Source organism: Pseudomonas sp. Marseille-Q5115 (genome assembly GCF_916618905.1).
Classification (GTDB): domain Bacteria; phylum Pseudomonadota; class Gammaproteobacteria; order Pseudomonadales; family Pseudomonadaceae; genus Aquipseudomonas; species Aquipseudomonas japonica_A.
This window is the reverse complement of sequence record NZ_CAKAKI010000001.1, coordinates 2,860,130-2,884,831: the sequence shown is the minus strand read 5'-3', so window position 1 is coordinate 2,884,831 and position 24,702 is coordinate 2,860,130. Positions and strand designations below refer to the sequence as shown.

The following is a 24,702-nucleotide window of genomic DNA, read 5'->3' as shown; positions in this document are numbered from 1 at the left end:
TTTATTCGAGATTACTGCTATGGGAATCTACGTCCACACCAACCCCACATGACTAACAGGCAGGGCGAAACCATGAACACTTCCAACCGCAAAGTAGCAATCATCACCGGCGCCTCTCGTGGCATCGGCAGTGAAATCGCCAAGCGCCTTTCCCAGGAGGGTTTCGCCGTTGTCGTCAACTATGCAAGCAGCGCGCCAGAGGCAGACACCCTGGTGGCCACCCTCCAGGCGCAGGGCGGTCAAGCGTTGGCAGTCAAGGCAAACGTCGCTAGCGCCCAGGAGGTAAAGCGCCTGTTCGACGAGGCGGAGCAACACTTCGGCGGCGTGGATGTGCTGGTCAACAACGCCGGCATCATGGCCCTGGCCACCCTTGCCGAAACCGATGACGACAGCGTGAACCGCCAGATCGACATCAACTTCAAAGGCACCTTTAACACCCTCCGTGAAGCGGCCCAACGGATGCGCGATGGCGGCCGGGTCGTCAACTTCTCGTCAAGCGTGGTCGCCATGCTGCAACCCACTTACGGTGTGTATGCCGGTACCAAGGCGGCGGTAGAAGCGATGACCAGCGTGTTTGCCAAAGAACTGCGCGGCCGCAACATCACTGTCAACGCGGTTGCCCCCGGCCCCACTGCTACAGACTTGTTCCTGAACGGCAAGCCGCAGGACGTAGTGGATCGGCTTTCCAAACTCGCTCCACTGGAGCGCCTGGGCCAACCGCAGGACATCGCCGCTACTGTGGCCTTCCTGGCCAGTGTCGATGGTTCCTGGATCAATGGGCAAACCCTGCGTGCCAACGGCGGAATCATCTGAGCCGCCGCCAACCTCCTATCCCATCGCTACCAGGAGCAACCCCATGAAACAGGTCATCATCATTACCGGTGCCTCCAGCGGTTTCGGCGCACTGACTGCCCGCGCACTCGCCCGGGCCGGCCATACCGTGTATGCCAGCATGCGTGAAACACAGGGCCGAAATGCCCCGCAGGTCGAGGAAGTTGCCCGCTACGCCGATACGCACCAGGTTGACTTGCGCAGTGTTGAATTGGACGTGGCCTCGACAGAATCCGTGGAAGCCGGCATCGCCAAGGTAATTACCGAAGCCGGACGGCTCGATGTGGTGATTCACAACGCCGGGCATATGTCCTTCGGCCCGGCCGAAGCGTTCTCCCCGGAGCAGTTCGCGCAGCTGTATGACATCAACGTCCTCAGTACCCAGCGGGTGAACCGCGCTGCGCTGCCTTACCTGCGTCAGCAGGGTAGCGGGCTGGTGTTGTGGGTATCGTCCAGCAGCGCACGCGGGGGCACGCCGCCTTACCTGGCGCCGTACTTCGCCGCCAAGGCGGCCATGGATTCGCTTGCCGTGTCCTATGCCGGCGAGCTGACCCGCTGGGGTATCGACACCTCCATTGTGGTGCCGGGAGCATTCACCAAAGGGACCAATCACTTCGTCCACTCCGGCACCCCTGCCGACCGCGAAAGAGCCGCCGAATACCATAAAGGCCCGTATGCAGGCGTTCCCGAACAAAGCTTGAAAGGCCTGGCCGCCTTGGAGCCTGAGGATGCCGACGTAGCAGACGTGGCGCGTGCCATTGTCGAGATTGTTGGGATGCCTTCAGGCCAGCGCCCGTTCCGCCGCCATGTTGACCCGTCTCAGGACGGCGCGGAGATCGTCAACGCCATGGCTGACCGCGTTCGCGCTGAAATGCTGCGCCGTATTGGCCTGGAAGACCTGCTTCATACCCGCATCAACGCGCCGTCCTACAAGACCCTGGATCAGGAGTGCGACCAATGAGCACGCTCGCCCAAAACAGCGCTTTGCCCGCTTCGAGGTTTCAGGCACAGCTGCGGTTTAACAGCATCACTGCCATCGCCGCGGCTACCGCCGCTGCGGCGGCTGGAGCCAGTCTCGGGCTGGGGTTGCCCGTCTGGGCCATGTTCATTGGCTGGATCGCGTTCTTTTCCACTGGGCACACCATCCGGACCGGTCTGGCCAGTTACGCCGGCGTGCTGATAGGTATCGCGCTGGGCATGGGCGCCGCGATCGTCATCGCCACATTGGGGCCGTCGCTCGGCAAGCTGGCCCTGCCCACGGTGGTTTTTGTAGTTGCCATGCTGGTGGTGTCCCTCAGGGCCGCCCCTGTGATGAACAATGTGCTGGCTTATTTTCTTGGGCTGGTCTCGTTCTTCGCTGCCCATCTGGAGCCTTCGCTGGAAACTGGAGTGCGGCTGGGAGGTGCATCCGCCATCGGGAGTGTGGCGGCCTGGGCCTCGCTGCAGATGCAGCAACGACTGAAGGCGTAGTAGGAACGCAGCAGAGACGGCTGCTGTCGAGAGCAAATCAAATAACGGAAAGCCCGCCAACCGCGGGCTTTCCGTCACTGGCTGCAACCCTCGAAATGGTCATCGTAGTGGCTGCATAGTCATGCGCTAGCGCTTCGACATTTTATGACCCGGTAGAAACCGTGGTAACTAGTAGCTCCGGGAGACGGCAGCGCAGCGCTTCAGCCTGAAGTCCTTTTCAGTGCGCCTTGCACAGGCATCCTCTAGGTCGGTTGCCATCCGGTTGCGTTGAAAGGCACTGATGAGGCCTACGTCGTGCAGGCAACGTAAATAGCCCCTCGCTTCAGCGGCCATTTCCACTGCGTCGGTCTGCTGCGCCGCCGATTCGATGTTAGCGACAAGAGCATTCCACCGCATCATGTCCGCAGAGGTTGATTGGATCGAAGTCATGTAACCCATTCCAATACACCGTTATCCAAGGCAATGTTCATGGGAGGAGATCTACGGCTCAAGAGTTCAGGACCCTTCATCGGAGAACCTGTCTATCTTGCCCCTATCGCGGTACGCTCCGCCTCCCGTGCTTACGCTACGGCGTGATTGGGGTGGCATGTCCAAACGGTCCGGTGACCTAATCTTGAAGACTGTTCTTGTTGTTGACGACGATCCTTTGGTTGCGCTGATGATGTCACAGGCGTTTCTGGACGCTGGTTACAATCCCCTGGTGGCCTATGATGCCGAGAAGGCCTTGGAGATGCTGCGGCTTACCTCGCAGCCCATCGCGTTGATGATCACTGACGTCAGAATGCCAGGAAGTATGGACGGGCTGGAGCTTGGGCACCTAGTTGCCGAACGCTATCCGGACCTTGCCGTTTTGACCATGACCGGCCATGCCCTCGAGGGGAGCCGCGAACCCGTCGGCACCGTGCTGCAAAAGCCATTTGCGATTGACCATTTACTGCATACTGCCAAAAAGATCATCGAAAGCGGTCGTTATTGGCGTGAAATGATGAAAGTCCGGTAGCTTTCCGGGCCTACTCCGCACGGGGTTTGATCAAATCGCTGCCCTGGTTCCGGACGTTGCCTACCGCTCTATCCACCGCGTACCACTCAAAATCAGCCACCGACCGGCTGCGCTCCTGCAACAGGTAGAGCGCTCCGTTGGCAACGGGGCGCGATCCGATGATCCCCGTAACCACCCTAGTTCGCGAAGTGTGCGCTTAATAGTTATGTCATAGCCGGCAGCCCCGTCGACAGGGACCCAGCATACCCCGACGTCCAAATGGTATCCCAGCATATGAGCCACACCCATAGCCAAGCGGCAACTGAGACACTTGTTACCTCAGACTCAGGTACTGAAAGCGACCCGTCGCTATCTTAGGCACTCTGCCGTGTGTGCTGGTTGTGTAGCCATGGCAGCTTCGTGGGGATTCATCTGCAGAGTGGATTGATGTCTTTTTTACATTCACGTCGCTATAGTGGCGCCCCTTGTTGGGGAGTAGCCTGCTCTAGACCTGATCTAGAGCGTTCGTGTCAACATTCTCGGCAGCATGCCGTGGCACGAACACCCTCTGGTTGGCGAGACCGACGATGCATCCATGCTTGAAGTCGGGCGTGTGGTTGTGTCGTTGACTCAAAGCCCGACTGGACGTTAACCGTGAGCCCCATTTCCCTTCTGTTCCTTGCCCTGGCAATGTCCACGGACGCTTTCGCAGCGGCCATTGGTAAGGGCGCAAGCCTCCATAAGACACGCTTTACCGAAGCGCTGCGCACAGGCCTTATCTTTGGCGTGATTGAATCGATCACCCCCCTGGTAGGTTGGGTCATCGGGCAAGCCGCTGCCAAATACGTTGAAAACTGGGACCACTGGATCGCCTTCTTCCTCCTGTTGGCGCTGGGCGTACACATGATCTACAACGGCCTCAAGCACGAGGAAGCAGAGGAAGAGAAGCCCAACCAGCACTCGTTTTTCATCCTGGCCGCGACGGCCGTTGCCACCAGCATTGACGCCTTAGCCGTCGGGGTTGGCTTGGCCTTCGTCAATGTGAACGTCCTGGTTGCCGCCTCGGCTATCGGCGTCGCCACGACGGTGATGGTCACGGTCGGCATGATGCTGGGCCGCGTGCTGGGAACGGTCGTGGGTAAACGAGCTGAGATCATCGGGGGTGTAGTGCTGATGACAGTTGGATCGACCATCCTCTATGAGCACTTGTCTGCGGTGTGATGAATAGCCACGCACGGCAGGGCATGATGGTGTGGTGCGATCATCCGTTCGGATAGCGCCATGAAGACTTATGCGACTCCATCGTGGACAACCCTGGCTGTGTCACCTGCGCAAAGCACTACCTGCAGCCGGGTCATAGCCCGATCGTAAGCAATGCCATAGGGCGGTAACCCTGTTCCTTGGCCTCAGGCGTAACTACCCGCAAGCGGCCCTTCAACACTGAACGCGCAGCAGTGAATGCTGCGCCTACACAAGCCGCGCCTGTCCCTTGCGCCGGAAAATGCACGTATGTCATTCTTTATATAGGTAAGGGGGGTATCGTATGGCTCATTTGGCATCAAACAAAGACGATTTACTCAAGCGCGTCAAACGGATCGCGGGACAGATTCAAGCCATTGAACGGGCGCTGGAATCCGATCATGACTGTGCAAAGACCCTTCATTTGGTGGCCGCCACCCGCGGGGCCATCAATGGACTGATGGACGAAATCATTGAGGATCACGCCAGGGAGCACGTGGCGAACCCTGCACTGAGCGAGCAGGAACGCAATAAAGGCGTCGAGGAACTCTTAGAAGCCATTCGGCGCTACTCCAAGTGATGAACGCAGGCCTGAATATGAACAGCAGTACCCGATTTACACACAAGCACGTCTTCCTCGGATCAACACACGATGAAAATGCAAAACGCACCCTCTGGGTCGTGATGCTCACCGTCGTCATGATGATCGGAGAGATTGCAGCAGGGTACCTCACCGGCTCCATGGCCCTGCTCGCGGATGGGTTTCATATGGCAACCCATGCCGGCGCCCTAGGTATCACTGCCGGCGCATACGCGTATGCCAAGCGCCATGCGTCCAGCGCGCGCTATAGCTTTGGCACGGGTAAGGTGGGTGATTTGGGAGGCTTTGCCTCGGCCCTGATTTTGGGGCTGGTCGCCTTGGGGGTAGGCATAGAGTCCGTGATTCGCTTGCTCCAGCCTGCGGATGTTCAATTTGGAACGGCCATCCTCATCGCCATTGTGGGCCTGGCCGTGAACGTCCTAAGCGCGGTGTTGCTGGGGCACGGTCACCACCATGGTCATGACCAGCACCACCATGACCACGCTAATCACAAGGCCCACCCGCGCACCGATAACAACCTTAGGTCTGCCTACGTACACGTTATTGCCGATGCCCTAACGTCTGTCCTGGCCATCGCCGCCCTACTGGCTGGGCGCTACCTTGGATGGGTCTGGCTTGACCCGGCCATGGGTGTCGTCGGAGCCATTGTGATCGCACGGTGGGCATGGAGCCTGACGAGGGCGACCGCCAGTGTTCTACTGGATGAGACGGACCAGCACGTTGCGGCAGAGATCCGCGAGCTGGTTGAACAGCCTGGCGACGCCGAAATTACCGACCTGCATGTCTGGCGCGTCGGCCCAGGGGCTCATGCCGCCATTGTCAGCGTGCTTGGTGAATCCACCATGGACGCGGATAGCATCCGTGAACGGTTGAAGCCCGTCCACGAAGTCGGCCACCTCACCGTGGAGTATCGAGCCATATCATCTACAGCCTAACTATTTTCCTACCAGGGTCGGTGGCCAACGACCGACCTGCAGGAGCTGGGAAAACCGCCTTTTGCGGGGTTTTTTACCCCGCCAGGGCAGCGCGTCCCCTCATGCTTGGCATTTGGCTTCCAGATAGGCGACAGCTTCTAATAACACACCTCAGAAACACGCCGAGGCTAATCATTCCGCTAGGGGTTTAATCAACCCGCTGCCCGGGTTACGGACGTTGCCCACGGCCCTGTCCACCGTGTACCACTCAAAATCAGCCACCGGCCGGCTCTGCTGCTGCACGATTGCCAGAGCGGCATCGCCCTCCAGCCCCGGCTCTAGCCATGCGTTTGCGGCTTCAGGCCCCAACACCACCGGGCGCCGATCATGAATGTCCACCATGCCGGCATCGCTGGCATCCGTGATGATGACAAAGCCGTCGTCATCATGCGGCTCAAGCCCTGGATGAACCTGAGCCAAGTCGGCGAAGAACATCGGGGGTACCAGGACGCGGCCCTGGGGCCACAGCGATTTGAAGAACTTGACGCTGGCCACCGTCTCGATCCGCGCATTGATCGGATCGGGCCGTTTACCCTTGGCCCAGATGGGCGCCCAGCCCCATTTCACGGCGTCCAGGCGAAGGCCCTTGTCGTCAGCCCGAATCACCGGTGACTTCGTGCTGGGGCCACGTTGTAGCGGTTGATCGGTTCAGACGGCACATAGTCGATCACCAGCTGCCATGGGGCCAACTCACGCAGGTAGTAGTCCATCGCCTCGTACACGGAATAGCGTCCACACATGGTTTGCCTGCCTTTCAGTTGATCGGGCGTGGCACTAGTGCGCCTTTACGGTCCACAGCTGGTCAATCCGCGTCGTGAAACTCTGGCTCATCAACTCTCGCCGCATTCCCCAGTCCGGCGCTATCGGCACCGTGGCTGAGCGCAGCGTACCGCGGCCCCAACGGCCGTTAATCGTGTCCAGCACCTGCATCAGCTGTTCGCATTTTTTCGGCTGCGTCTGGGCGAACAAATCATCGGAGTACTCGCCGGGTTGACGCAGGTCCAGCAACAGCACTTCAGCCTTGCTGTAGCGATAGCCTGGCCTGAAGATTCGCTCCACGGCCTGTGTGGCCGCGTTGGTCATCAGCAGGGTGTCGTGGGCGGGGTAGGGCAGTTCGACCAGCACGCCATTGGCGTATTTGGCCTCGTCCGGGTTGAACATGCCGGTGCGCACGGCAATGCGCATCTTCTTGCACATCGAGCCCTGGGCGCGCAGCTTCTCGGCCGCGCGTGCGGTGTAGCTGGCGACCGCTTCCTTGATCGGGGCCAGGTCGGTCAGCCGCTTGCCGAACATGCGGCTACAGCAAATTTCCTGCTTCGGCGGGTCGGGCTCGTCCAGTTCCAGGCACGGCACGCCGGCGAGCTCGCGGGCGGTGCGTTCCAGCACCACGCTGAACCTGGCGCGCAGGGTCACGGGGTCGGCGTTGGCCAGGTCCATGGCGGAGTGGATGCCCATGCCCTGCAAGTGCGCGTTCAGGCGTCGGCCTACTCCCCACACCTCGGATACGGCGGTGTTGCGCAGCACCCAGTCACGCTTGAACGGGTCGCAGATGTCCACCACGCCGCCGGTTTGCTGTTGCAAGCGCTTGGCGGTGTGGTTGGCCAGCTTGGCGAGCGTCTTGGTGCGGGCAATGCCGACACCGACTGGAATGCCGGTACAACGCAGCACCCTCTCCCGGATAGACCGGCCCAGGGCGGTCAGGTTGCCCGGCTGGCCGGTAAGGTCGCAGAAGATCTCGTCAATTGAATAGACTTCGGCGCCGGCCACCATGCCCTCAATGATCGTCATCACCCGCTCGGACATTTCTCCATACAGCGCATAGTTGCTGCTGAAAGCGACGATGCCATGCTGGCGCAGCGTGTCCTTGATCTGAAAGTACGGCGCGCCCATTTTCACGAAGGGCTTGGCGTCGTAACTGCGGGCGATCACGCAGCCGTCGTTGTTCGACAGCACCACAATCGGCGTTTTGGCCAGGTCCGGCCTAAACACCCGCTCGCAGGAGGCGTAGAAGCTGTTGCAGTCCACCAGGGCGAATACCGGTTCAGGCGTAGGCATGATCGCGCACGCTGTAACGCACTACACCCCAGATGGTCATGTCATCGCTTTCCAGCACGTAGCGTTGGGGGTAGGCGGGGTTTTCGGACTGGAGGATGATTTCGCTGCCTTTGCAGTGCAGCCGCTTGCACACGGGTTCGCCATTGAGCGCGGCAATCACGATGTCACCGTGCCGGGCCTCGCGGCCGCGATCCACGATCACCAGGTCGCCGGAAAACAGGCCGGCGCCGTTCATGCTGTCCCCGTCGATCTTCACCAGGTAGATATGCGGAGCGCGCAGGTCGAACAGCTCATCCAGGGAAATGTGTTTTTCGAGATGGTCCGCCGCCGGCGAGGGAAAGCCGGCCGGCACGCGGCAGGCGAAAAAGGGCAGGGGGTACACTGACGGTGCCAGCGGGCCCAGGACAGAAAACGCCATGGTCAGTCGTCCTGCAGCACGGTCCAGAAAATCTGGATATGGCCATCGTCCCGGTAAGCCAGGGTCACGTTATCGTTTTCCCCCAGCTCTTCCATGATCCGTTCCCAGGCTTCTTCCGAGTCGCCGTCTTGCCGTTCAAGCAGGGCCGTTTTGGCCTGTTGCGCGCCGGGATGGTTAATGGCGCGCTGCAGGCGCATCGCCAAAAGGTCATAGGGCTGGGGTTGTACGGGCGTGGAAGGTTGCTTGGTCATAACGACGACTCTTAACTGTATATATTTACAGTATTACAGGCGAAACCTGCTCAGCAAGAATTTTTCTTTCCAGTCATCGGGTTATAAGCCTCGTCACTACTCGGTGACGAGCGTTTATGCCCAGCCTCGTCACCGACCGCAGCCTCTGTCGTCATGTCCGCGCCGGTAGCGTTTGGCAGGCACAGCGCTGCGATGAACGCGATCAGGTACGAGCTGATGGCAAACGCCCCCATGGCGGCGGGCAGGCCCATGCTGGTGGACGCAAAGCCGACTGCGGCGGGCATGATCGAGCCGAAACCGCGACCGAAGCTGGTGCAGAACCCGGCCCCATTGGCGCGGATGCGGGTGGGATAAAGCTCTGCAAACGCCACCGGCAACCCTGAGGCCAGGCCGCCCTGGAAGGTTCCCAGTAGCAAGCCCAGGCCCAGGGTGACGCCCATGTTGATGGGCGCGAAGGTATAAACGCCTACCACGCAGGCTTGGCACAGGAGAAACAGCATGAATGCCTTGCCGCGGCTGATGTGGTCGCTGATACGGCCGTAGATGAAGGGGCCTAGCAGCGAACCCAGGATGTTCACCGCAAGATAACCGGAGGTAGAGGCCACCGGTAGGTTGAGCACCATCCTCATATAGGTCGGCAGCCAGGTGATCATGATGTAGGCCCCGCCGAATATGCCGCTGGCGAGGATGGTGCTGATCACCGTCACCCTGCGATGATCACGGCCGAAGATCTCTCGAACGTTCAGCGCTTTCCTGGGGCCCTTGTTCGCCTGGGTAAAGGCGTGAGATTCCGGTACCAGGCGGCGGATGAACCAGATGAGCAGGGCGGGCAACAAACCAATGGCGAAGAACGCGCGCCAGGCGATTTCCTCGGGCAGCCAGGCAAACACGACCGGCATCAAGGTCAGAGAAATTGCATAGCCCACCGCGTACCCGCTTTGCACCGAGGCGGCGACCCGGCCGCGGAGCGCTGGCGCAATGGCCTCGCTGATCAGCACCGCGCCGACGACGGCTTCGCCGCCATAACCGATGCCTTGCAGAAAACGCACCGGCAAAAATTCCCAGAAGCTGCTGCAAAGCCCGGCCAGGCAGGTGAAGGACGCGACCCACAACACGGTCCCTTGCATCACCCGCACGCGGCCGAAACGGTCCGCCAGCAACCCGGCGGCCCAGCCACCCAAGGCGCTGCCGATCAGGGATACCGAACCAAGCAGGCCCGCATCGGACTTGCTCAGGGACAGTACCGTCATCAGCACTGGCATCATGAGCGAGTAGATGGTGGAGTCCATCGAGTCCAGCGTGAACCCACCGAAACACGCCCAGTAGGTACGCTTTTCAGTGGGCGTTAGTGCCGAATACCAACCTAATCGCATGCCAGGCCTGCCCTTGTTCTTGTCGAATGGGTACTCAGGATGCTAACGGCATGGCGATCGCCACAGGCTGCGAAGGGGTAATCCAGCCAACGGTTCTCTTTATATTGTGTGAGTAGTTGCAGGCCAAAGCAGGGCGCATCAGCCGCTCTGGGCAATGAAAAAATTTCGGCTGTGGGGGGATTGATGATGCGTGGTGGTGCAGTTCCCCGGCTGCGCCGGGTCCTGCGGGGATGCAGCGTGGCGCGAGCTAGAAGTTGGAATAACAGGCCAGCCCGGAACACAATGGCACCTGACGATTGTCAGGGCATCCGTTCCGGGCTGGCCCGTGGCTTGGTCCCTTACACAGCGAAGTCGCTTTGCTGCAGTTGGGTCACACCTACCAGCTGGATCTCGAACTCAGGGGTGGAGTCGGAATCTGTGCTGCCGTACAGCACGCCGTTCTCGAACCGCAACTGGCCGGCGGCGCTGAATGCCTGGCTGCCGATGAAGTTGAAGTTGTCGTGGGCGCCGGTGGAGGTGTTGGCGTCCAGGCCGGTAAGGTCGAGCTTGTCACCCTCGGTGCTCTTGAACCCGCTGATCACGTCCCGCGAGTTGCCCAGCCCCAGGTCCGTCAGGGCCACGAACTTGTAGGTGTCGGCACCCGTACCGCCGGTGAGCGTGTCGGTACCTGCGCCGCCGATCAGGGTGTCGTTACCGGAACCCCCCACGAGGGCGTCGTTACCCGCGCCGCCGTCCAGCACATTGTTTGCACTGCTGCCGGTGAGGGCGTCGTTGAAACGGCTACCGATCACGTTCTCGATGTACTTGAGGGTGTCCAGGCCAGAGGCGCCGGTATTCTGCTGGGCACTGCTGCTCAGGTTCACGGTCACTGCCCCGGTGGCTGCGACGTAGGACACGGTGTCTATGCCGTCGCGGCCGTCCAGCACGTTGTTGCCGGTGCCGGCGAACAGGGTGTTGTCCAGCGCGTTGCCGATGCCGTTGGCAGCGCCAGCGGTATTGATTACCAGGTTTTCCACGTTCGCGGCCAGGGTCCAGGTGGCCAGGCTGGTGTACACCGTATCGATCCCGCCCACGGTGCTGTCGCTGCTTTTCTCCACTGTGGTGTCGTCGACGTTGTCCACATAGTAGGTGTCGGAGCCGTTGCCCCCGGTCATGCTGTCGGCGCCGCCCTTGCCGTCCAGTACGTTGGCCGCGTCGTTGCCGGTGAGGAAGTTGCGCAGCCCGTTGCCGGTGCCGTCGATGGCCGAATAACCGGTGAGTACCAGGTACTCCAGGTTATTGCCCAGGGTCCAGCTGACCGAGGCTTTCACCGTGTCGATCTGAGCGGTGGAGGCATTGGTTTCGGTGACCACGTCCTGGGCGTTGTCGACGATGTACACGTCCTTGCCATCGCCACCGGTCATGTTGTCTGCACCCAGGTCGCCGTCCAGGGTATCGCCGTAGGCGCTGCCCACCAGCGTGTCATCCTGGTCGGTACCGAGGATATAGCCACCGTTCTGGCTCGCCACGTCGTTGAACACGTCCTGAGCGGTGCGGTTGTCGCCAAGGTAGCCTTTGTAGCCGAGGTCGGCGGCAATGTAGTCGGCCAGGCGCTGGCCCACAATCTCGGCCGACTCTTCGTGCAGGTGCCACACGTCGTCGGGGTAGGTGACGGGGTCGGCTTCCTGGCGCAGCGGCAGGTCGGTGTAGTCTACGGCCAGGTCCACGTCCGAGCGTTCCGCGGCCATTTGTTCCTGCGCCGCGCGCACCGCCAGCACGCCTTTCTCGATCTGGGCGATCTTGGTTTCGTCGTAGCCGCGTACCCGCGCGGCATCGGCGTCGTAGTGCCCGGTTTCCATGATGTACACCTTGAAATCGCCGAGCTGCGCATGCAGGTAGTCGAACACCTTCAGAGTGTTGGCCTTATAGGCCGCAGCCTGCGCCGCCGGGTCGCTGGCCCGGCCGATTTCCTGGGCGGCTTCCTCGCCCTGGCCCCACACGATGCCCATGGTCACGTTGTCGGTGGCCTTGAGGCTGGCAAGCTGCTCCTTTAGCAACTCAACGGCGCGCAGCAGGGCAGGGCCCGGTTTGTTCGTGTCGCCAAGCCACCAGGACAGGCGCAGTTCTTCCTCGCTGCCGGTGGACAAACCGTTCACCGTGCTGCCACCCACGGCGATGTCGATGCCATTGCCGTCGGCATCGGTGAACTGGCTGCGCACGTCGTAATCGGTGTACTTGCTCAGGTCCTTGACCATCTCGGTGATGCCCGACTGATCGTCATCCTCGGTCATGCGCAGCATGCGCGCGTTGCTCTGGCCCAGGGTCGGCAGGAAGAGAATGTCCTGCTCGGCCCGCTCGGCGAACACGAAGTCGCTGGCGCTGAGGGTGGAGGAATAGTTGCCTTGCAGGGTCACTTCGAAGCGGTTGCCATCGGCATCGGACTCGGCCGACTTGATGTAGGTCTTGCTGCCGTCGGCGCTGGTGGTGATGTACAGCGTGTTATGGCTGCCATCCCCCAGGCCGAGGATGCCCAGGCTGCTCACGTCGATCTTGTCTACGCCAACGGTAAAGTCGGTGATGGTGTCAGTGGCCGTGATACCGCCGGCGTCATAGTCGCGGTAGCTGTCGGTGACGGCGGAGAAACGGAAGGTGTCTGCCCCCGCGTCGCCGGTCAGGGTGTCGGCGCCAGCGCCACCATCGAGGATGTCTGCCCCGGTGTTGCCTTTGAGGGTGTCCGCGCCGCCCAGGCCCAGCATCAGGTCATCGTGGGTGGTGCCGGTCAGGGAATCCTTGCCCGAGGTGCCGGTGATGGTGGTGCGTGGCGCATCGGCGACGGTCAGCGCGAACAGGTCGCTGGCCGAGGCACCCTTGCTGTCCGTGGCGGTGACCAGGAAGTTGTAGACGCCGGCGGCGTTGTCGTTCGGGGTGCCGCTGAAGGTCAGGGTTTTCGGGTCGAAGGTCAGCCACGAAGGCAACGCCGAGCCGTCCTGGAGGGTGGCGGTGTAGGTCAGCGCGTCGTTGTCGGCGTCGGTGAAGGCCGTCTGCGGCACGGTGTAGGTAAAGGCACTGTTTTCAGTCGCTGTGCTGTCCTGCAGTGGGTCGGTCAGCACTGGGGCGCTGTTCCCCGGCAGGTTGCCGCTGGTGAACACAAAGTTGCTGGCTTTCAACGTGGTGAGGTGGTTGCCCTGCAGCACCAGCTCGAAGCGGTTGCCGCTGGCGTCGGCATCGTTGCTCTTGAGATAGGTGCGGTCGTTGGTGCTGTTGTACTGCACCAGCAGGGTACGGTTGTTGCCGTTGCCCAGGCCCGTAAAGCCCAGGCCAGCCAGGTCGAGGATGTCCACGCTCGCGTCGAAGTCGGTGATGAGGTCGCTGTACGCCGTGCTGGAAGTACGGTAGCTGTCGGTCAGCGTGGTGAAGCGGAAGGTGTCCGCCCCCGCGCCGCCGGCCAGGTTATCCGCCCCCGCGCCGCCCACCAGCAGGTCATTGCCAGCGCCGCCTTTAAGGGTATCGATCCCGGCCAGGCCGAACAGTTGGTCATTGCCGGCGGTGCCGGTGAGGGTGTCCTTGCCGGACGTCCCGGTGAGCACACTGCCGTTGCCTGCCGGCATGTCCTTGACCGCCAGGGCAAAGGTATCGGTGACGATCCCGGCCTTGCCGTCGTTGGCGGTGACGATCACGTTGAAGCTACCGGCCGCGTTCGAGTCCGGCGTACCGCTGAAGGTGCGGGTGGCGGCATCGAACTTCAGCCAGGCGGGCAGGGCGCTGCCGTCGGCCAGGGTGGCGGTGAAGGTCAGGGTGTCGTTGTCAGCGTCGGTGAAGGCGCCGGCGGGGATGGTGTAGCTGAACGGCGAGGTTTCGGTGGCGTTTTGGTCAGCCAGTGGGACAGCCACCACAGGGGCGTGGTTAGCCGAAGCAGGCGTGTCCTGTACCGCCAGCGCGAAGGTGTCGCTCACGGTACCGGCCTTGCCATCGTTGGCGGTCACGGTCACGTTGAAGTTACCGGCCGCGTTCGAATCCGGCGTACCGCTGAAGGTGCGGGTAGCGGCATCGAACTTCAGCCAGGCCGGCAGGGCGCTGCCATCGGCCAGGGTGGCGGTGAAGGTCAACGCATCATTGTCGGCGTCGGTGAAGGCGCCGGCCGGGATGGTGTAGCTGAAGGCCGTGGTTTCCTTGGCGGTCTGGTCAGCCAGCGGCGTGGCCAGTACCGGCGCGTGGTTCACCGAAGGCGTGCTGTTGAAGATGAAGTCCGAGGCCTTGAGGGTGTTGAGCAGGTTGCCGGTAACCCCCAGTTCCAGGCGCTTGCCGCTGGCGTCGGGCTCGTAGTTCTTGATGTAGGTGGTGTTGGAGCTGGAGCTGTATTGCAGGAACAACGTGCCGTTGTAGCCGTTGCCCAGCCCGGTGTAGCCCAGCCCGGAAAGGTCGATCTTGTCCACACCCACCACAAAGTCAGTGATGGTGTCCGAATAGCTGGTGCTGGAAGTACGGTAACTGTCGGTCAGCGTGGTGAAGCGGAAGATGTCCGCGCCTGCGCCACCGGTGAGTTTGTCGATGCCCGCGCCGCCCACCAGGATGTCATTGCCGGCACCGCCGTTGAGCGTGTCGGCACCCGCCAGGCCAAGCAGTTGCTCGTTGGCTGCGGTACCGGTCAGGGTGTCCTTGCCGGAGGTGCCGGTAAGGGTCTTGATCGGCGTGGTGTCCGGGGTGTCCTTCACGGCCAGGGCGAAGGTATCGGTGACGATCCCGGCCTTGCCGTCGTTGGCGGTGACGATCACGTTGAAGCTACCGGCCGCGTTCGAGTCCGGCGTACCGCTGAAGGTGCGGGTGGCGGCATCGAACTTCAGCCAGGCGGGCAGGGCGCTGCCGTCGGCCAGGGTGGCGGTGAAGGTCAGGGTGTCGTTGTCAGCGTCGGTGAAGGCGCCGGCGGGGATGGTGTAGCTGAACGGCGAGGTTTCGGTGGCGTTTTGGTCAGCCAGTGGGACAGCCACCACAGGGGCGTGGTTAGCCGAAGCAGGCGTGTCCTGTACCGCCAGCGCGAAGGTGTCGCTCACGGTACCGGCCTTGCCGTCGTTGGCGGTCACGGTCACGTTGAAGTTACCGGCCGCGTTCGAATCCGGCGTACCGCTGAAGGTGCGGGTAGCGGCATCGAACTTCAGCCAGGCCGGCAGGGCGCTGCCATCGGCCAGGGTGGCGGTGAAGGTCAACGCATCATTGTCGGCGTCGGTGAAGGCGCCGGCCGGGATGGTGTAGCTGAAGGCCGTGGTTTCCTTGGCGGTCTGGTCAGCCAGCGGCGTGGCCAGTACCGGCGCGTGGTTCACCGAAGGCGTGCTGTTGAAGATGAAGTCCGAGGCCTTGAGGGTGTTGAGCAGGTTGCCGGTAACCCCCAGTTCCAGGCGCTTGCCGCTGGCGTCGGGCTCGTAGTTCTTGATGTAGGTGGTGTTGGAGCTGGAGCTGTATTGCAGGAACAACGTGCCGTTGTAGCCGTTGCCCAGCCCGGTGTAGCCCAGCCCGGAAAGGTCGATCTTGTCCACACCCACCACAAAGTCAGTGATGGTGTCCGAATAGCTGGTGCTGGAAGTACGGTAACTGTCGGTCAGCGTGGTGAAGCGGAAGATGTCCGCGCCTGCGCCACCGGTGAGTTTGTCGATGCCCGCGCCGCCCACCAGGATGTCATTGCCGGCACCGCCGTTGAGCGTGTCGGCACCCGCCAGGCCAAGCAGTTGCTCGTTGGCTGCGGTACCGGTCAGGGTGTCCTTGCCGGAGGTGCCGGTAAGGGTCTTGATCGGCGTGGTGTCCGGGGTGTCCTTCACGGCCAGGGCGAAGGTATCGGTGACGATCCCGGCCTTGCCGTCGTTGGCGGTGACGATCACGTTGAAGTTACCCGCCGCGTTCGAATCCGGCGTACCGCTGAAGGTACGGGTAGCGGCGTCGAACTTCAGCCAGGCGGGCAGGGCGCTGCCGTCGGCCAGGGTGGCGGTGAAGGTCAGGGTGTCGTTATCGGCGTCGGTAAAGGCACCGGCAGGGATCACGTAGCTGAACGGGGAGGTTTCGGTGGCGTTCTGGTCGGCCAGAGGGGCGGCTACCACTGGCGCATGGTTCACCGGTGTCACGCCAGCGAACACGAAGTCGGTCGCTTTCAAGGTGTTGAGCAGGTTACCCGAAAGGGCGAGTTCGAAACGGTTGCCGCTGGCATCGACCTCCAGGGATTTGACGTAGGTTTTGTCCCCGGCAGCGTTGAGGCTGAGGTACACCGTGCCATTGCGGCCGTCGCCCAGGCCAGTGATGCCCAGCGCCGAGAGGTCGATGCGGTCCTGGCCCGTCGCAAAATCGGTGATGGTATCCACCCGCGTAACGCCGCCGGTGTTGTAGTTGCGGTAACTGTCCAGGCGGCTTGCGATCACGAAGGTATCGGCACCGGCGCCCCCGGTGAGGGTGTCTACGCCAGCGCCGCCGTCCAGGGTGTCATTACCCGCGCCGCCGCTGATGTTGTCGTTGCCGGCCAGGCCCTTGATCGTGTCATTGCCCGTGGTACCCACAAGGGTGTCATCACCGGCGGTGCCTTGCGGCGTGGTCGTCGGTGGGGTAGTGCCCACGGTGGTGCCGTCACCGTAGGTCAGGGTCGAGCCCTTGGTGGTATGGCTGATGTCGTTGTCCAGGATGGTATTGCGGTCGGTGCCGTCTTCGTTGCGTTCGGCCACCCCATAGGTGGAATTGGCGCCGCCGGTGATGGTGTTGTCGGTAATGAGGTTGTCGCTGCCGGGGAAGAACTTGCCGGACACGCCGGCGATGTCGTCATAGCTCTGGATGACTACTTCCGGGACCGGTGCCTTCAGCCCGTTGTTGGTCAGGGTGTTGCCGGTAATGGTGACATCGGTGCTGCCATAGATGCGCACGCCCGAGCCGCCGTTGTCGTGGATATTCACACCGGTCACGGTCACGTCACTGGACAGCTTCACCAGCACGCCTTCGGCGCCGTTGTTGTACACGTCGCCGCCTTCGATGGTGACGTTGTAGGGCGAAGGGATGTTCTCGCTGCCGCGCTGCACCACGATACCGTTGCCGCCGTTGCCGTAGGCCACGTTGCCGGTCATGGTGAAGTCGTTGGTGCTGGTGACGATGTTGAACCCGTGGCGGTCGTTGTCGTACGCCACGTTGTTCACATATTTGGTGTCGATCATGTAGTCCGCGACAAAGCCGTCGAGGCCGTTGCCATGGGACACACAATTCTCGATCAGCATGTTGATCGTTTGCTCGTGGGGGTCGAAGCCGTAACCCGAGCAGTCCTTGATTTCCACGCCGCTGAGGGTGACGTTGCTGTCGTGGCCATCCTGGCCAGGGATGTAGCCGTTGAACCAACCGTCGATCTTGCCGGTGGTGTGGTCCCGGTTGCCGTCGATGGTCAGGTTGCTGAGGCCGAAGTCGTGGGTTTCCTCGCCGTAGGCCGAGCGGATCACACCGGTGATCTTGGTGTCGGAGCCGTCCGCTACTTTCACCGTGGTTTTGCCGGCGCCTTCGCCTTCCATGTGCACGTTGCTTTTGAGCATCAGGCAGCCATCGGAAGGCTCTTCACCTGCGGAAACAATGAACGTCCCGCTCGGCACGAAAACCGTACCGCCGCCCGCCGCGGCAGCCGCGTCGATACAGGCCTGCATGGCTGCCGTATCGTCTGTCACACCGTCACCTACAGCGCCGAAATCCTTTACGTTGAAAATCATGTGCTTGTCCGTCCGCGGAGAAAATGTAGGGGACCGGTGCCAATCGCTCGGCGTCCGGCTGGGACGTTTTATGACAGAGTTCACAAAAGGAAATGGTTCAAATGGGATCACTTCGTCAAATATTCTTATCTTTTAGCGTTAGTAACCTGTAAACGTCGGCTTGCTGGCGGCGGTTCCTTTGTAAGCACGCTGTTACACCACGTGTCCGTCAAAAAGCAGGCGAGCGAAATGCTTTTTTGGCGCTTCCGTTGGTGGTTGCCCAAAGGCATTCTGGCGGCAGCCTATAGCCGGCTATGGGCGCCCAGCCTGACAACCCCACCTTTTTGGAGCATCGCAATGGCGAGTTCTTCCCAGGCACCGTTGATACTGATAACTGGAGGAAGCCGCGGCGTTGGCGCAGCGACGGCTCGCCTGGCGGCCGCACGGGGTTACGACGTAGCGATCAGCTATATCCACGACCAAGCCAGCGCCGAGGCGGTGGCGGCGGACGTTCGCGCTTTTGGCCGCAAGGCCTTGGCGATGCGGGCCGACAGTGCAGACCCCGAACAGGTCGGGGCGTTGTTCGCGGCCATCGACCGGGATTTCGCGCGGCTCGACGTGCTGGTAAACAACGCCGCCATACTCGCCCGGCAGTCCCCCATGGAGGATCTGGATTTCGAGCGCATGCAGCGCATTTTTGCCGTCAACGCCATCGGCCCCATCCTCTGCTCGCAGCAGGCGGTGAGGCGAATGGCGACCCGCTATCAAGGGCGAGGGGGTGCCATCGTCAATATCTCCTCCGGCGCCGCCAGGCTCGGCAGCCCCAACGAGTATGTGGACTATGCGGCGTCCAAGGGGGCACTGGAGACGTTCACCATCGGCCTCGCCAAAGAAGTCGCGCGCGACGGCATACGGGTGAACTGCATCCGCCCGGGGCACATTTACACCGACATGCATGCCAGCGGCGGCGAGCCCGGGCGGGTGGACCGCGTGAAAGCGTCTATCCCGATGGGGCGGGGCGGCCAGCCAGAGGAAGTCGCGCGGGCGATCCTTTGGCTGGCCAGCGAGGAGGCGAGCTATACCACCGGCACTTTCCTCGACGTTACCGGTGGCAGATAACGCACAAAGTGGCGCTCGTTGAATGCTGCTAGGTCGCCTTGGATCCGGCGGCCTTCGGCACCTTCATACGCGTGACCAGCCGGATGCCCGCACACACCAGTAGCAGCGCTATCAGGTTCTTCCATTCAAGGATGGTCTCACTCAGGAACAACGCGGACAGCAAGGCGCCGAATACCGGTACCAGGAACGCGAAAACGGTGATCCTGCCCACCGGGTTGTGTTTGAGCAGCAGGCTCCACACGGTGAACGCGACTGCCGACAGCAACGCCAGGTATACCAATAGAGCCATGGCTGCCGGTGTCATCTTCCCGATGCTACCGCCGGTGGCGTAGCCCGCTATCAGCAAGGCCAGGCCACCAATAGCCAACTGCCAGGCAGTCATGACCATGGCATCCATGCGGTTGGAAATGGACTTGCCATAGATTGAGGCAGCAGACAGCACGAACGCGGCGATGATGATGAAGCCTTCGCCTTGCAGCGATGGCGGTGCATCGAGCGGGCCGGCGCCAGCATTGACGGTCAACACCCCGGCAAAACCGAGCAGGCAACCCAGCGCCTTGGGCGTGGACAGCTTGTCATTGTGATAAATGAAATGTGCCAGCAGTACGCTGAAGAACGTGGTGGTGGCATTCAATATCGAGGCGCGAACGCCTGTGGTATACGCCAGGCCAATATAGAAGAACACATACTGCAGGCTCGTCTGCGTCACGCCCAGCAGGGTCAATTGCCAAGCCTCGCGCGTGCCCAGCCGGAATACGGGTTTGCGCATCACCACCGCCACGGCGACCAGGCACAGCCCGGCTATCAAAAAGCGATAGCCCGCGAACACCAGTTTGGACGGTACGTCCTGCGCGGCAATCTCGAGCATTTCATAGCCGCTCTTGATTGCCGGGTAAGAGCTGCCCCATAAAACGCAGCACAGTGTGGCCAATGCCAGCACGATCTTGGGTTGAGAGAAGAACGGCAGCGCAGGGCGCGTAGCGGAAGGGTTCATTGCATGGCTCTTTTTTTAGAATGAGAGGAGCAGGCCGTGCCATAACGGTGATGACAGTGGCCAAAAGCTTTTCTCGCCCAGGTTGAGTGGGCGCACCGGCTCAAGCGAAGCTCACCGTATAAACGATGGTCTGCGCGGCAGCCGGTGTAGCAGGAAAGGCTTTATAAAAAATACATACAGTTGAGAGGTTCTAGGACATCGTACGACTGCTTCGTTGCGGTTGCAATTCGCTGTAGAGAAAGCAGGCTAGCCTGAGGCTGCTCCGAGCTGGGGGGCCTGCAAGCCAGCCGGGAATATGAACATTCACCTCTGTGCTGAACCATTTCGGCCTCGGCCCGGTCGGCTGTAAATCGTTTTTCTCTTCGGAAGAGTCCGTTATGCAGCCCTACGTGATCTGCCACATGATGTCCTCCCTCGACGGCCATGCCCTTACGGACGGCTGGGATCGCGAATTCAAGAAGTCCGCTAACGCGTTGTATGAAAACCTGGCGCAAACCTTCGCATTCGATGCCTGGATCTGCGGGCGGGTAACCATGCAGGAAGTCGCTCACGACGAAGGCTACCCCAAGGGCATGGCCAAGGGGCCGATTCCGCGTACGCATCATTTTGCTGACCGAGCGGCCAAAACCTACGCCGTCTCTATCGACCCTGAAGGGAAGGTGGGCTGGAAAACCAACCAGGCGTTGGGTTCCCATGTGGTCGAGGTGCTCACTGAACGCGTTTCGGACGACTACCTGGCGTACCTTCAATCCATAGGCGTGTCTTATGTATTCGCTGGCGAAACCGAGATCGATCTCGCGCGGGTCGTGGACATTCTTGCCACGGAGCTGGGGCGCAAGCGGCTGATTATCGAGGGCGGCCCTCACGTCAGTGGTTCGTTCGTCAATGCCGGCCTGGTAGATGAAGTGAGTGTGATCATCCTTCCGCTGGTGGATGGCCGTGGCGAGCATCCCGCTTCGTTCGAGATATCACCCAAAGCCTGGAAACGCCCTGTTCACCTCGCCCTGGCGTCCGCCGAGGTGAAAGAGGGAGGCGCGGTATGGTTGCGTTATAAGAAAACGCAGGCGTAAAGCGCGTACTGCCTCGCCTGGCTGCGCAGTTCAGAGCCGCCCGAAACGACGCTCTGTTGACTGCTGCGACGCTTTTTCGCCAACGGAGAGCAAGTAGCGCAGCTCTCCTACCAGGTAGGCGATCGACCTGCTGGATTGCAGCGACTGCATGCTTATATTGCCAAGCGAAACGGAAGTGCCTGGGTCGTTCTGCCTTGTAAGCGTAACCGTAAGAGCATCGCCTTTACACAGGCACATGCAAACATCAGGTAGTAAAGCGCGCTCCAGTAGGTTTTGAATCTCCAGATCGGAAAGGGCGTAATCTTTCATGGGGCTGATTCCTTAAATCCAATCCCTATATTATGTTGTTATCTCCATATGTTTAATTAGCCGGCTAACCTAATACTTTTGAAACGCCAACCTGAATAAGGTTTGCATCGCTTTTTTATTCTGCGCATCAGGCGGTTAGCCGGCCGCCAGGCGAGCAGTGGATTTTTGTAGCGGTTTGCCGTTTATCGTATAAGTAATAGAGGTGCCGAGGCGGCCAGGCCAGCAGAGTCAAGGGCGGGGGGAGGAGCTCGGCTGGCCTGGCTGTATGGAAGGGTACTTAGCAGAAATCAGCGGTTGTCGTCACTTTGGCGTCCACCTCCATGACTATGCTGGCCGCCCACACGGCCCGCTTCGGATGCTTTTTCCCGATCATTCGCGAAATTGCCTCCCGAAGCCTGTCCTCCTTTCTGCCCCGCTTCCGAGGCGCGCTCCGGGTCGTTCTTGAAGTTGCCGCCAGACATCTCTCCGCCTTTGCGCCCTGCCTCGGCAGCGCGTTCCGGGTCATTTGCGAAGTTTCCACCGGAGGCTTGGCCACCTTTGCGCCCGGCTTCAGCCGCTTTATCGCGATCGTTCGCGAAATTTCCAGAATTGGAGTTGCCGGTTTGGTTCTGATTGTTAGCCATGATCATTGCCCTCTGTGAGTTAACAGGTATTGCCCTATACCAGACAGCCTATAGGTGGGAATGTATAAACAATCTGACGTCCAGCAGACGAAATGTACTAATAAACAAACTATGGTTAGTTTGAAAGTGGGAACGATTTTGCGCTGAAATCTGGCGCACACAACACCTAGGGCCGACGCATGGGCGAAGGCGTGCAGCGACACCGCGAAAAGCGATTCGGAGATGGCTTGGCATTTCCTTGGAACCAAAACAGGGCGAAGTCAGTCACGTCATCAGGGCTATCTCAGAGAGGCTGGTGAGCACAATGGCGAACGGATCAGGTTCAAGAAATGTCAGCGTCGTGATCGCTGCGCTGTTCGGGTTAGTACTCCTCATCGGGGGGGTATGGTTGGCAACCTTGGGTGGGTCGCTGTATTACCTCGTGGCCGGGGTGGTATTGCTCGTGGTGGCCGGGATGCTGGGTCGCCGCTCCACTGCAGGCCTCTGGCTGTACGCCCTGCTGATGATCGCGACGGTGATCTGGGGCCTGTGGGAAGCGGGGACTGACTTCTGGGCCTTGGTACCTCGCCTGGACATCCTCGGCGTGCTTGGCCTCTGGTTGCTGATACCTGCCGCTACCCGCGGCGTCGGGCCTGACGCAAAGCGCAGTCGTGGCGTTCTCGCCCTGAGCCTGGCGTTTGCCATTGCGGTGCTGATCTACTCGATCTTCAACGACCCGCAGGAGATCAACGGTAGCCTGGCCGCCACCCAGCCTCCCAAGCCCCAGCCGGTGGCAGGCGTCAACGACGCTGACTGGCCTGCGTACGGCCGCACTCAGGCGGGAACGCGCTACTCGCCGCTCAGCCAGATCAACGACAGCAACGTCAAGGACCTGCAAGTAGCCTGGACTTTCCGCAGCGGCGAGAGCAAAACCGAGAAGGACTCCGGAGAAACCACCAATGAGCTGACGCCTATCAAAGTGGGCGACAACATGTTCATCTGCACCACCCACCAGATCCTCGTAGCCCTGGACCCTTCAACCGGCAAGGAAAAATGGCGCTTCGACCCCAAGCTACAGTCCGAGCCTTCGTTCCAGCACCTGACCTGCCGTGGTGTCGCCTACTATGATCAGGCCAACACCACGGAATTCGCCGCCAGCCTGGCAAACGTAACACCTGCCCAGACCGCTTGCCCTCGCAAAGTATTGCTGCCGGTCAACGATGGTCGCCTGTTTGCCATCAATGCCGATAACGGCCAGCGTTGCAGCGATTTCGCCCAGAACGGCGAGCTGGACCTCAAGCATATGCACCCTTACACCTACCCGGGTGGCTTGGAGCCGACCTCTCCACCGGTGGTGACCGGGACAACCATCATCATCGGTGGCTCGGTCACCGATAACCTCTCCGTGCACGAGCCATCGGGTGCTATCCGTGGGTACGATGTGAATACCGGCGCCCTACGCTGGATCTTCGATACCGGTGCCGAGGACCCGAACGCGATGCCAGGCGAAGGCCAGACCCTGGTCAACAACTCCCCCAACGCTTGGGCGCCGCTGGCCTACGACGCGCAGTCGGACGTTGTGTACATCCCGACCGGTAACCCTACGCCGGATATCTGGGGCGGCAACCGCACCCCTGTGATGGAGCGCTACGCCAGCGCCATCGTGGCCTTGAATGCTTCGACCGGTAAGTTGGCCTGGAGCTTCCAGACTACTCACCACGACCTGTGGGACATGGACGTACCTGCCCAGCCGACGCTGGCCCAGGTGAAAACCAAAGCGGGCGACGTGCCTGCCGTGTACGTGCCCACCAAGGCCGGTAACCTGTTCGTGCTCGACCGTCGTGACGGCAAGCCCATCGTGCCGGTGACTGAAATGCCGGTGCCGGCGGGGGAAGCCGCGCCAGGTGATCGCGTGAGCCCGACCCAGCCGCGTTCGGCGCTTAACCTCACGTCCATCCAGACACTCGCCGACAAGGACATGTGGGGCGCCACCATGTTCGATCAGCTGATGTGCCGGGTGATCTTCAAGCGGCTTTCCTACAATGGCCAGTACACGCCACCGTCTGAACAGGGCACGCTGGTATTCCCGGGTAACCTGGGCGTGTTCGAGTGGGGTGGCATTTCGGTCAACCCGGATCGCCAAGTGGCGCTGATGAACCCGATGGCGCTGCCGTTCGTGTCCAAGCTCATCCCGCGCGGCCCGAACAACCCCTTGTGGCCCAAAGAGGGCTTGACCGGTGCGGGCACGGGTACCGAGATGGGTATCCAGCCGCAATACGGCGTGCCTTATGGTGTCGAAATCAATGCGTTCCTGTCGCCACTGGGGCTGCCGTGCAAGGAGCCAGCCTGGGGTTATGTGGCCGGTGTGAACATGGAGAACCATGAGGTGGTATGGCGCAAGCGTATTGGCACCATCCGCGACAGCCTCAAGGGTATCCAACTGCCTCCGTTGAAAATTGGCGTGCCCATGCTGGGTGGCCCGATTTCCACGGCGGGCAACGTGATGTTCATTGCAGGCACGCAGGACAACTACATCCGTGGTTACAACGTGACCAACGGGGACCTGCTGTGGCAGGCGCGCCTGCCCGCCGGTGGTCAGGCTACGCCCATGACCTACGAGGCCAACGGCAAGCAGTACCTGGTGATCATGGCGGGCGGTCACGCCTCATTCGGCACCCAGATGGGCGACTACCTGATCGCGTATGCCTTGCCGAAGTGACTCGGCGCTGACCTGAAGCCCTCTCACG

19 protein-coding genes, 1 pseudogene and 1 riboswitch are annotated in these 24,702 nt (G+C 61.1%); of the genes and pseudogenes, 10 read left to right on the top strand and 10 right to left on the bottom strand.

Annotation, left to right across the window (positions count from 1 at the left end; genetic code table 11):
• Positions 1-72: 72 nt before the first annotated feature.
• From LG385_RS13265 to LG385_RS13255, 3 genes are read left to right on the top strand one after another with little or no spacing between them, the layout of a single operon-like run.
• Positions 73-813 carry an SDR family oxidoreductase gene (locus LG385_RS13265; RefSeq protein ID WP_225774677.1) on the top strand — a complete coding sequence of 247 codons (741 nt, stop codon included), beginning with the start codon at positions 73-75 and terminating at the stop codon, positions 811-813.
• Between the two features lie 43 nt (positions 814-856).
• Positions 857-1,792: an SDR family oxidoreductase gene (locus LG385_RS13260; RefSeq protein ID WP_225774676.1), complete on the top strand. Its 936-nt coding sequence runs from the start codon at positions 857-859 to the stop codon at positions 1,790-1,792.
• Positions 1,789-2,301, top strand: a complete 513-nt coding sequence (locus LG385_RS13255; RefSeq protein WP_225774675.1) for a DUF1097 domain-containing protein — start codon at positions 1,789-1,791, stop codon at positions 2,299-2,301. The genes LG385_RS13260 and LG385_RS13255 overlap by 4 nt, the downstream gene beginning before the upstream one ends.
• A gap of 168 nt (positions 2,302-2,469) precedes the next feature.
• On the opposite strand, the gene LG385_RS13250 is transcribed toward LG385_RS13255, so the two are convergent.
• Positions 2,470-2,730: a hypothetical protein gene (locus tag LG385_RS13250; protein ID WP_225774674.1), complete on the bottom strand. Its 261-nt coding sequence runs from the start codon at positions 2,728-2,730 to the stop codon at positions 2,470-2,472.
• Positions 2,731-2,914: 184 nt separating this feature from the next.
• Here LG385_RS13250 and LG385_RS13245 point away from each other — a divergent pair, with 184 nt between their 5' ends.
• The 4 genes from LG385_RS13245 (at position 2,915) to dmeF (ending at position 6,055) form a co-directional block, all read left to right on the top strand.
• Positions 2,915-3,301, top strand: a complete 387-nt coding sequence (locus tag LG385_RS13245; RefSeq protein WP_225774673.1) for a response regulator — start codon at positions 2,915-2,917, stop codon at positions 3,299-3,301.
• Between the two features lie 460 nt (positions 3,302-3,761).
• Positions 3,762-3,926, top strand: a riboswitch (yybP-ykoY riboswitch).
• Between the two features lie 8 nt (positions 3,927-3,934).
• A complete protein-coding gene (gene mntP, locus LG385_RS13240) occupies positions 3,935-4,501 on the top strand; it encodes a manganese efflux pump MntP (RefSeq protein ID WP_225774672.1) in 567 nt (188 codons plus the stop codon).
• A 322-nt stretch (positions 4,502-4,823) separates the two neighbouring features.
• Positions 4,824-5,099, top strand: coding sequence for a metal/formaldehyde-sensitive transcriptional repressor (locus tag LG385_RS13235; RefSeq protein ID WP_225774671.1), 276 nt, complete (start codon positions 4,824-4,826; stop codon positions 5,097-5,099).
• Positions 5,100-5,116: 17 nt separating this feature from the next.
• Complete coding sequence (dmeF, locus tag LG385_RS13230) at positions 5,117-6,055, top strand: CDF family Co(II)/Ni(II) efflux transporter DmeF (protein ID WP_225774670.1); 939 nt, start codon at positions 5,117-5,119, stop codon at positions 6,053-6,055.
• A 171-nt stretch (positions 6,056-6,226) separates the two neighbouring features.
• On the opposite strand, the pseudogene LG385_RS13225 reads toward dmeF, so the two are convergent.
• From LG385_RS13225 to LG385_RS13200, 6 genes and pseudogenes are all read right to left on the bottom strand, one after another.
• Positions 6,227-6,834: pseudogene (locus LG385_RS13225) on the bottom strand (SOS response-associated peptidase family protein).
• A gap of 34 nt (positions 6,835-6,868) precedes the next feature.
• Positions 6,869-8,149, bottom strand: a complete 1,281-nt coding sequence (gene umuC, locus LG385_RS13220; protein WP_225774669.1) for a translesion error-prone DNA polymerase V subunit UmuC — start codon at positions 8,147-8,149, stop codon at positions 6,869-6,871.
• Positions 8,136-8,567, bottom strand: coding sequence for a LexA family protein (locus LG385_RS13215; protein ID WP_225774668.1), 432 nt, complete (start codon positions 8,565-8,567; stop codon positions 8,136-8,138). Before LG385_RS13215 ends, umuC begins: the two co-directional genes overlap by 14 nt.
• A gap of 2 nt (positions 8,568-8,569) precedes the next feature.
• Positions 8,570-8,818 (bottom strand): DUF1654 domain-containing protein, encoded by a 249-nt coding sequence (locus LG385_RS13210; protein WP_225774667.1) that lies wholly within the window; start codon positions 8,816-8,818, stop codon positions 8,570-8,572.
• 50 nt (positions 8,819-8,868) lie between these two features.
• Positions 8,869-10,191 carry an MFS transporter gene (locus LG385_RS13205; RefSeq protein WP_225774666.1) on the bottom strand — a complete coding sequence of 441 codons (1,323 nt, stop codon included), beginning with the start codon at positions 10,189-10,191 and terminating at the stop codon, positions 8,869-8,871.
• Between the two features lie 338 nt (positions 10,192-10,529).
• The gene (locus LG385_RS13200) at positions 10,530-17,882 is read right to left on the bottom strand and encodes a putative Ig domain-containing protein (protein ID WP_225774665.1); all 7,353 of its coding nucleotides are present in this window, start codon (positions 17,880-17,882) and stop codon (positions 10,530-10,532) included.
• Between the two features lie 336 nt (positions 17,883-18,218).
• Here LG385_RS13200 and LG385_RS13195 point away from each other — a divergent pair, with 336 nt between their 5' ends.
• Positions 18,219-18,980 (top strand): SDR family oxidoreductase, encoded by a 762-nt coding sequence (locus LG385_RS13195; RefSeq protein WP_225774664.1) that lies wholly within the window; start codon positions 18,219-18,221, stop codon positions 18,978-18,980.
• Between the two features lie 28 nt (positions 18,981-19,008).
• On the opposite strand, the gene LG385_RS13190 is transcribed toward LG385_RS13195, so the two are convergent.
• Entirely contained in the window at positions 19,009-19,974 is a 966-nt protein-coding gene (locus tag LG385_RS13190) for a DMT family transporter (protein ID WP_225774663.1), read from the bottom strand.
• A gap of 377 nt (positions 19,975-20,351) precedes the next feature.
• On the opposite strand from LG385_RS13190, the gene LG385_RS13185 reads away from it, so the two are divergent.
• Positions 20,352-21,044 carry a dihydrofolate reductase family protein gene (locus tag LG385_RS13185; RefSeq protein WP_225774662.1) on the top strand — a complete coding sequence of 231 codons (693 nt, stop codon included), beginning with the start codon at positions 20,352-20,354 and terminating at the stop codon, positions 21,042-21,044.
• A 30-nt stretch (positions 21,045-21,074) separates the two neighbouring features.
• On the opposite strand, the gene LG385_RS13180 is transcribed toward LG385_RS13185, so the two are convergent.
• A complete protein-coding gene (locus tag LG385_RS13180; protein WP_225774661.1) occupies positions 21,075-21,353 on the bottom strand; it encodes a DUF1652 domain-containing protein in 279 nt (92 codons plus the stop codon).
• Positions 21,354-21,640: 287 nt separating this feature from the next.
• Positions 21,641-21,976: a general stress protein gene (locus LG385_RS13175; protein ID WP_181122656.1), complete on the bottom strand. Its 336-nt coding sequence runs from the start codon at positions 21,974-21,976 to the stop codon at positions 21,641-21,643.
• A gap of 304 nt (positions 21,977-22,280) precedes the next feature.
• Here LG385_RS13175 and LG385_RS13170 point away from each other — a divergent pair, with 304 nt between their 5' ends.
• A complete protein-coding gene (locus tag LG385_RS13170) occupies positions 22,281-24,674 on the top strand; it encodes a glucose/quinate/shikimate family membrane-bound PQQ-dependent dehydrogenase (RefSeq protein WP_225774660.1) in 2,394 nt (797 codons plus the stop codon).
• Positions 24,675-24,702 lie beyond the last annotated feature (28 nt).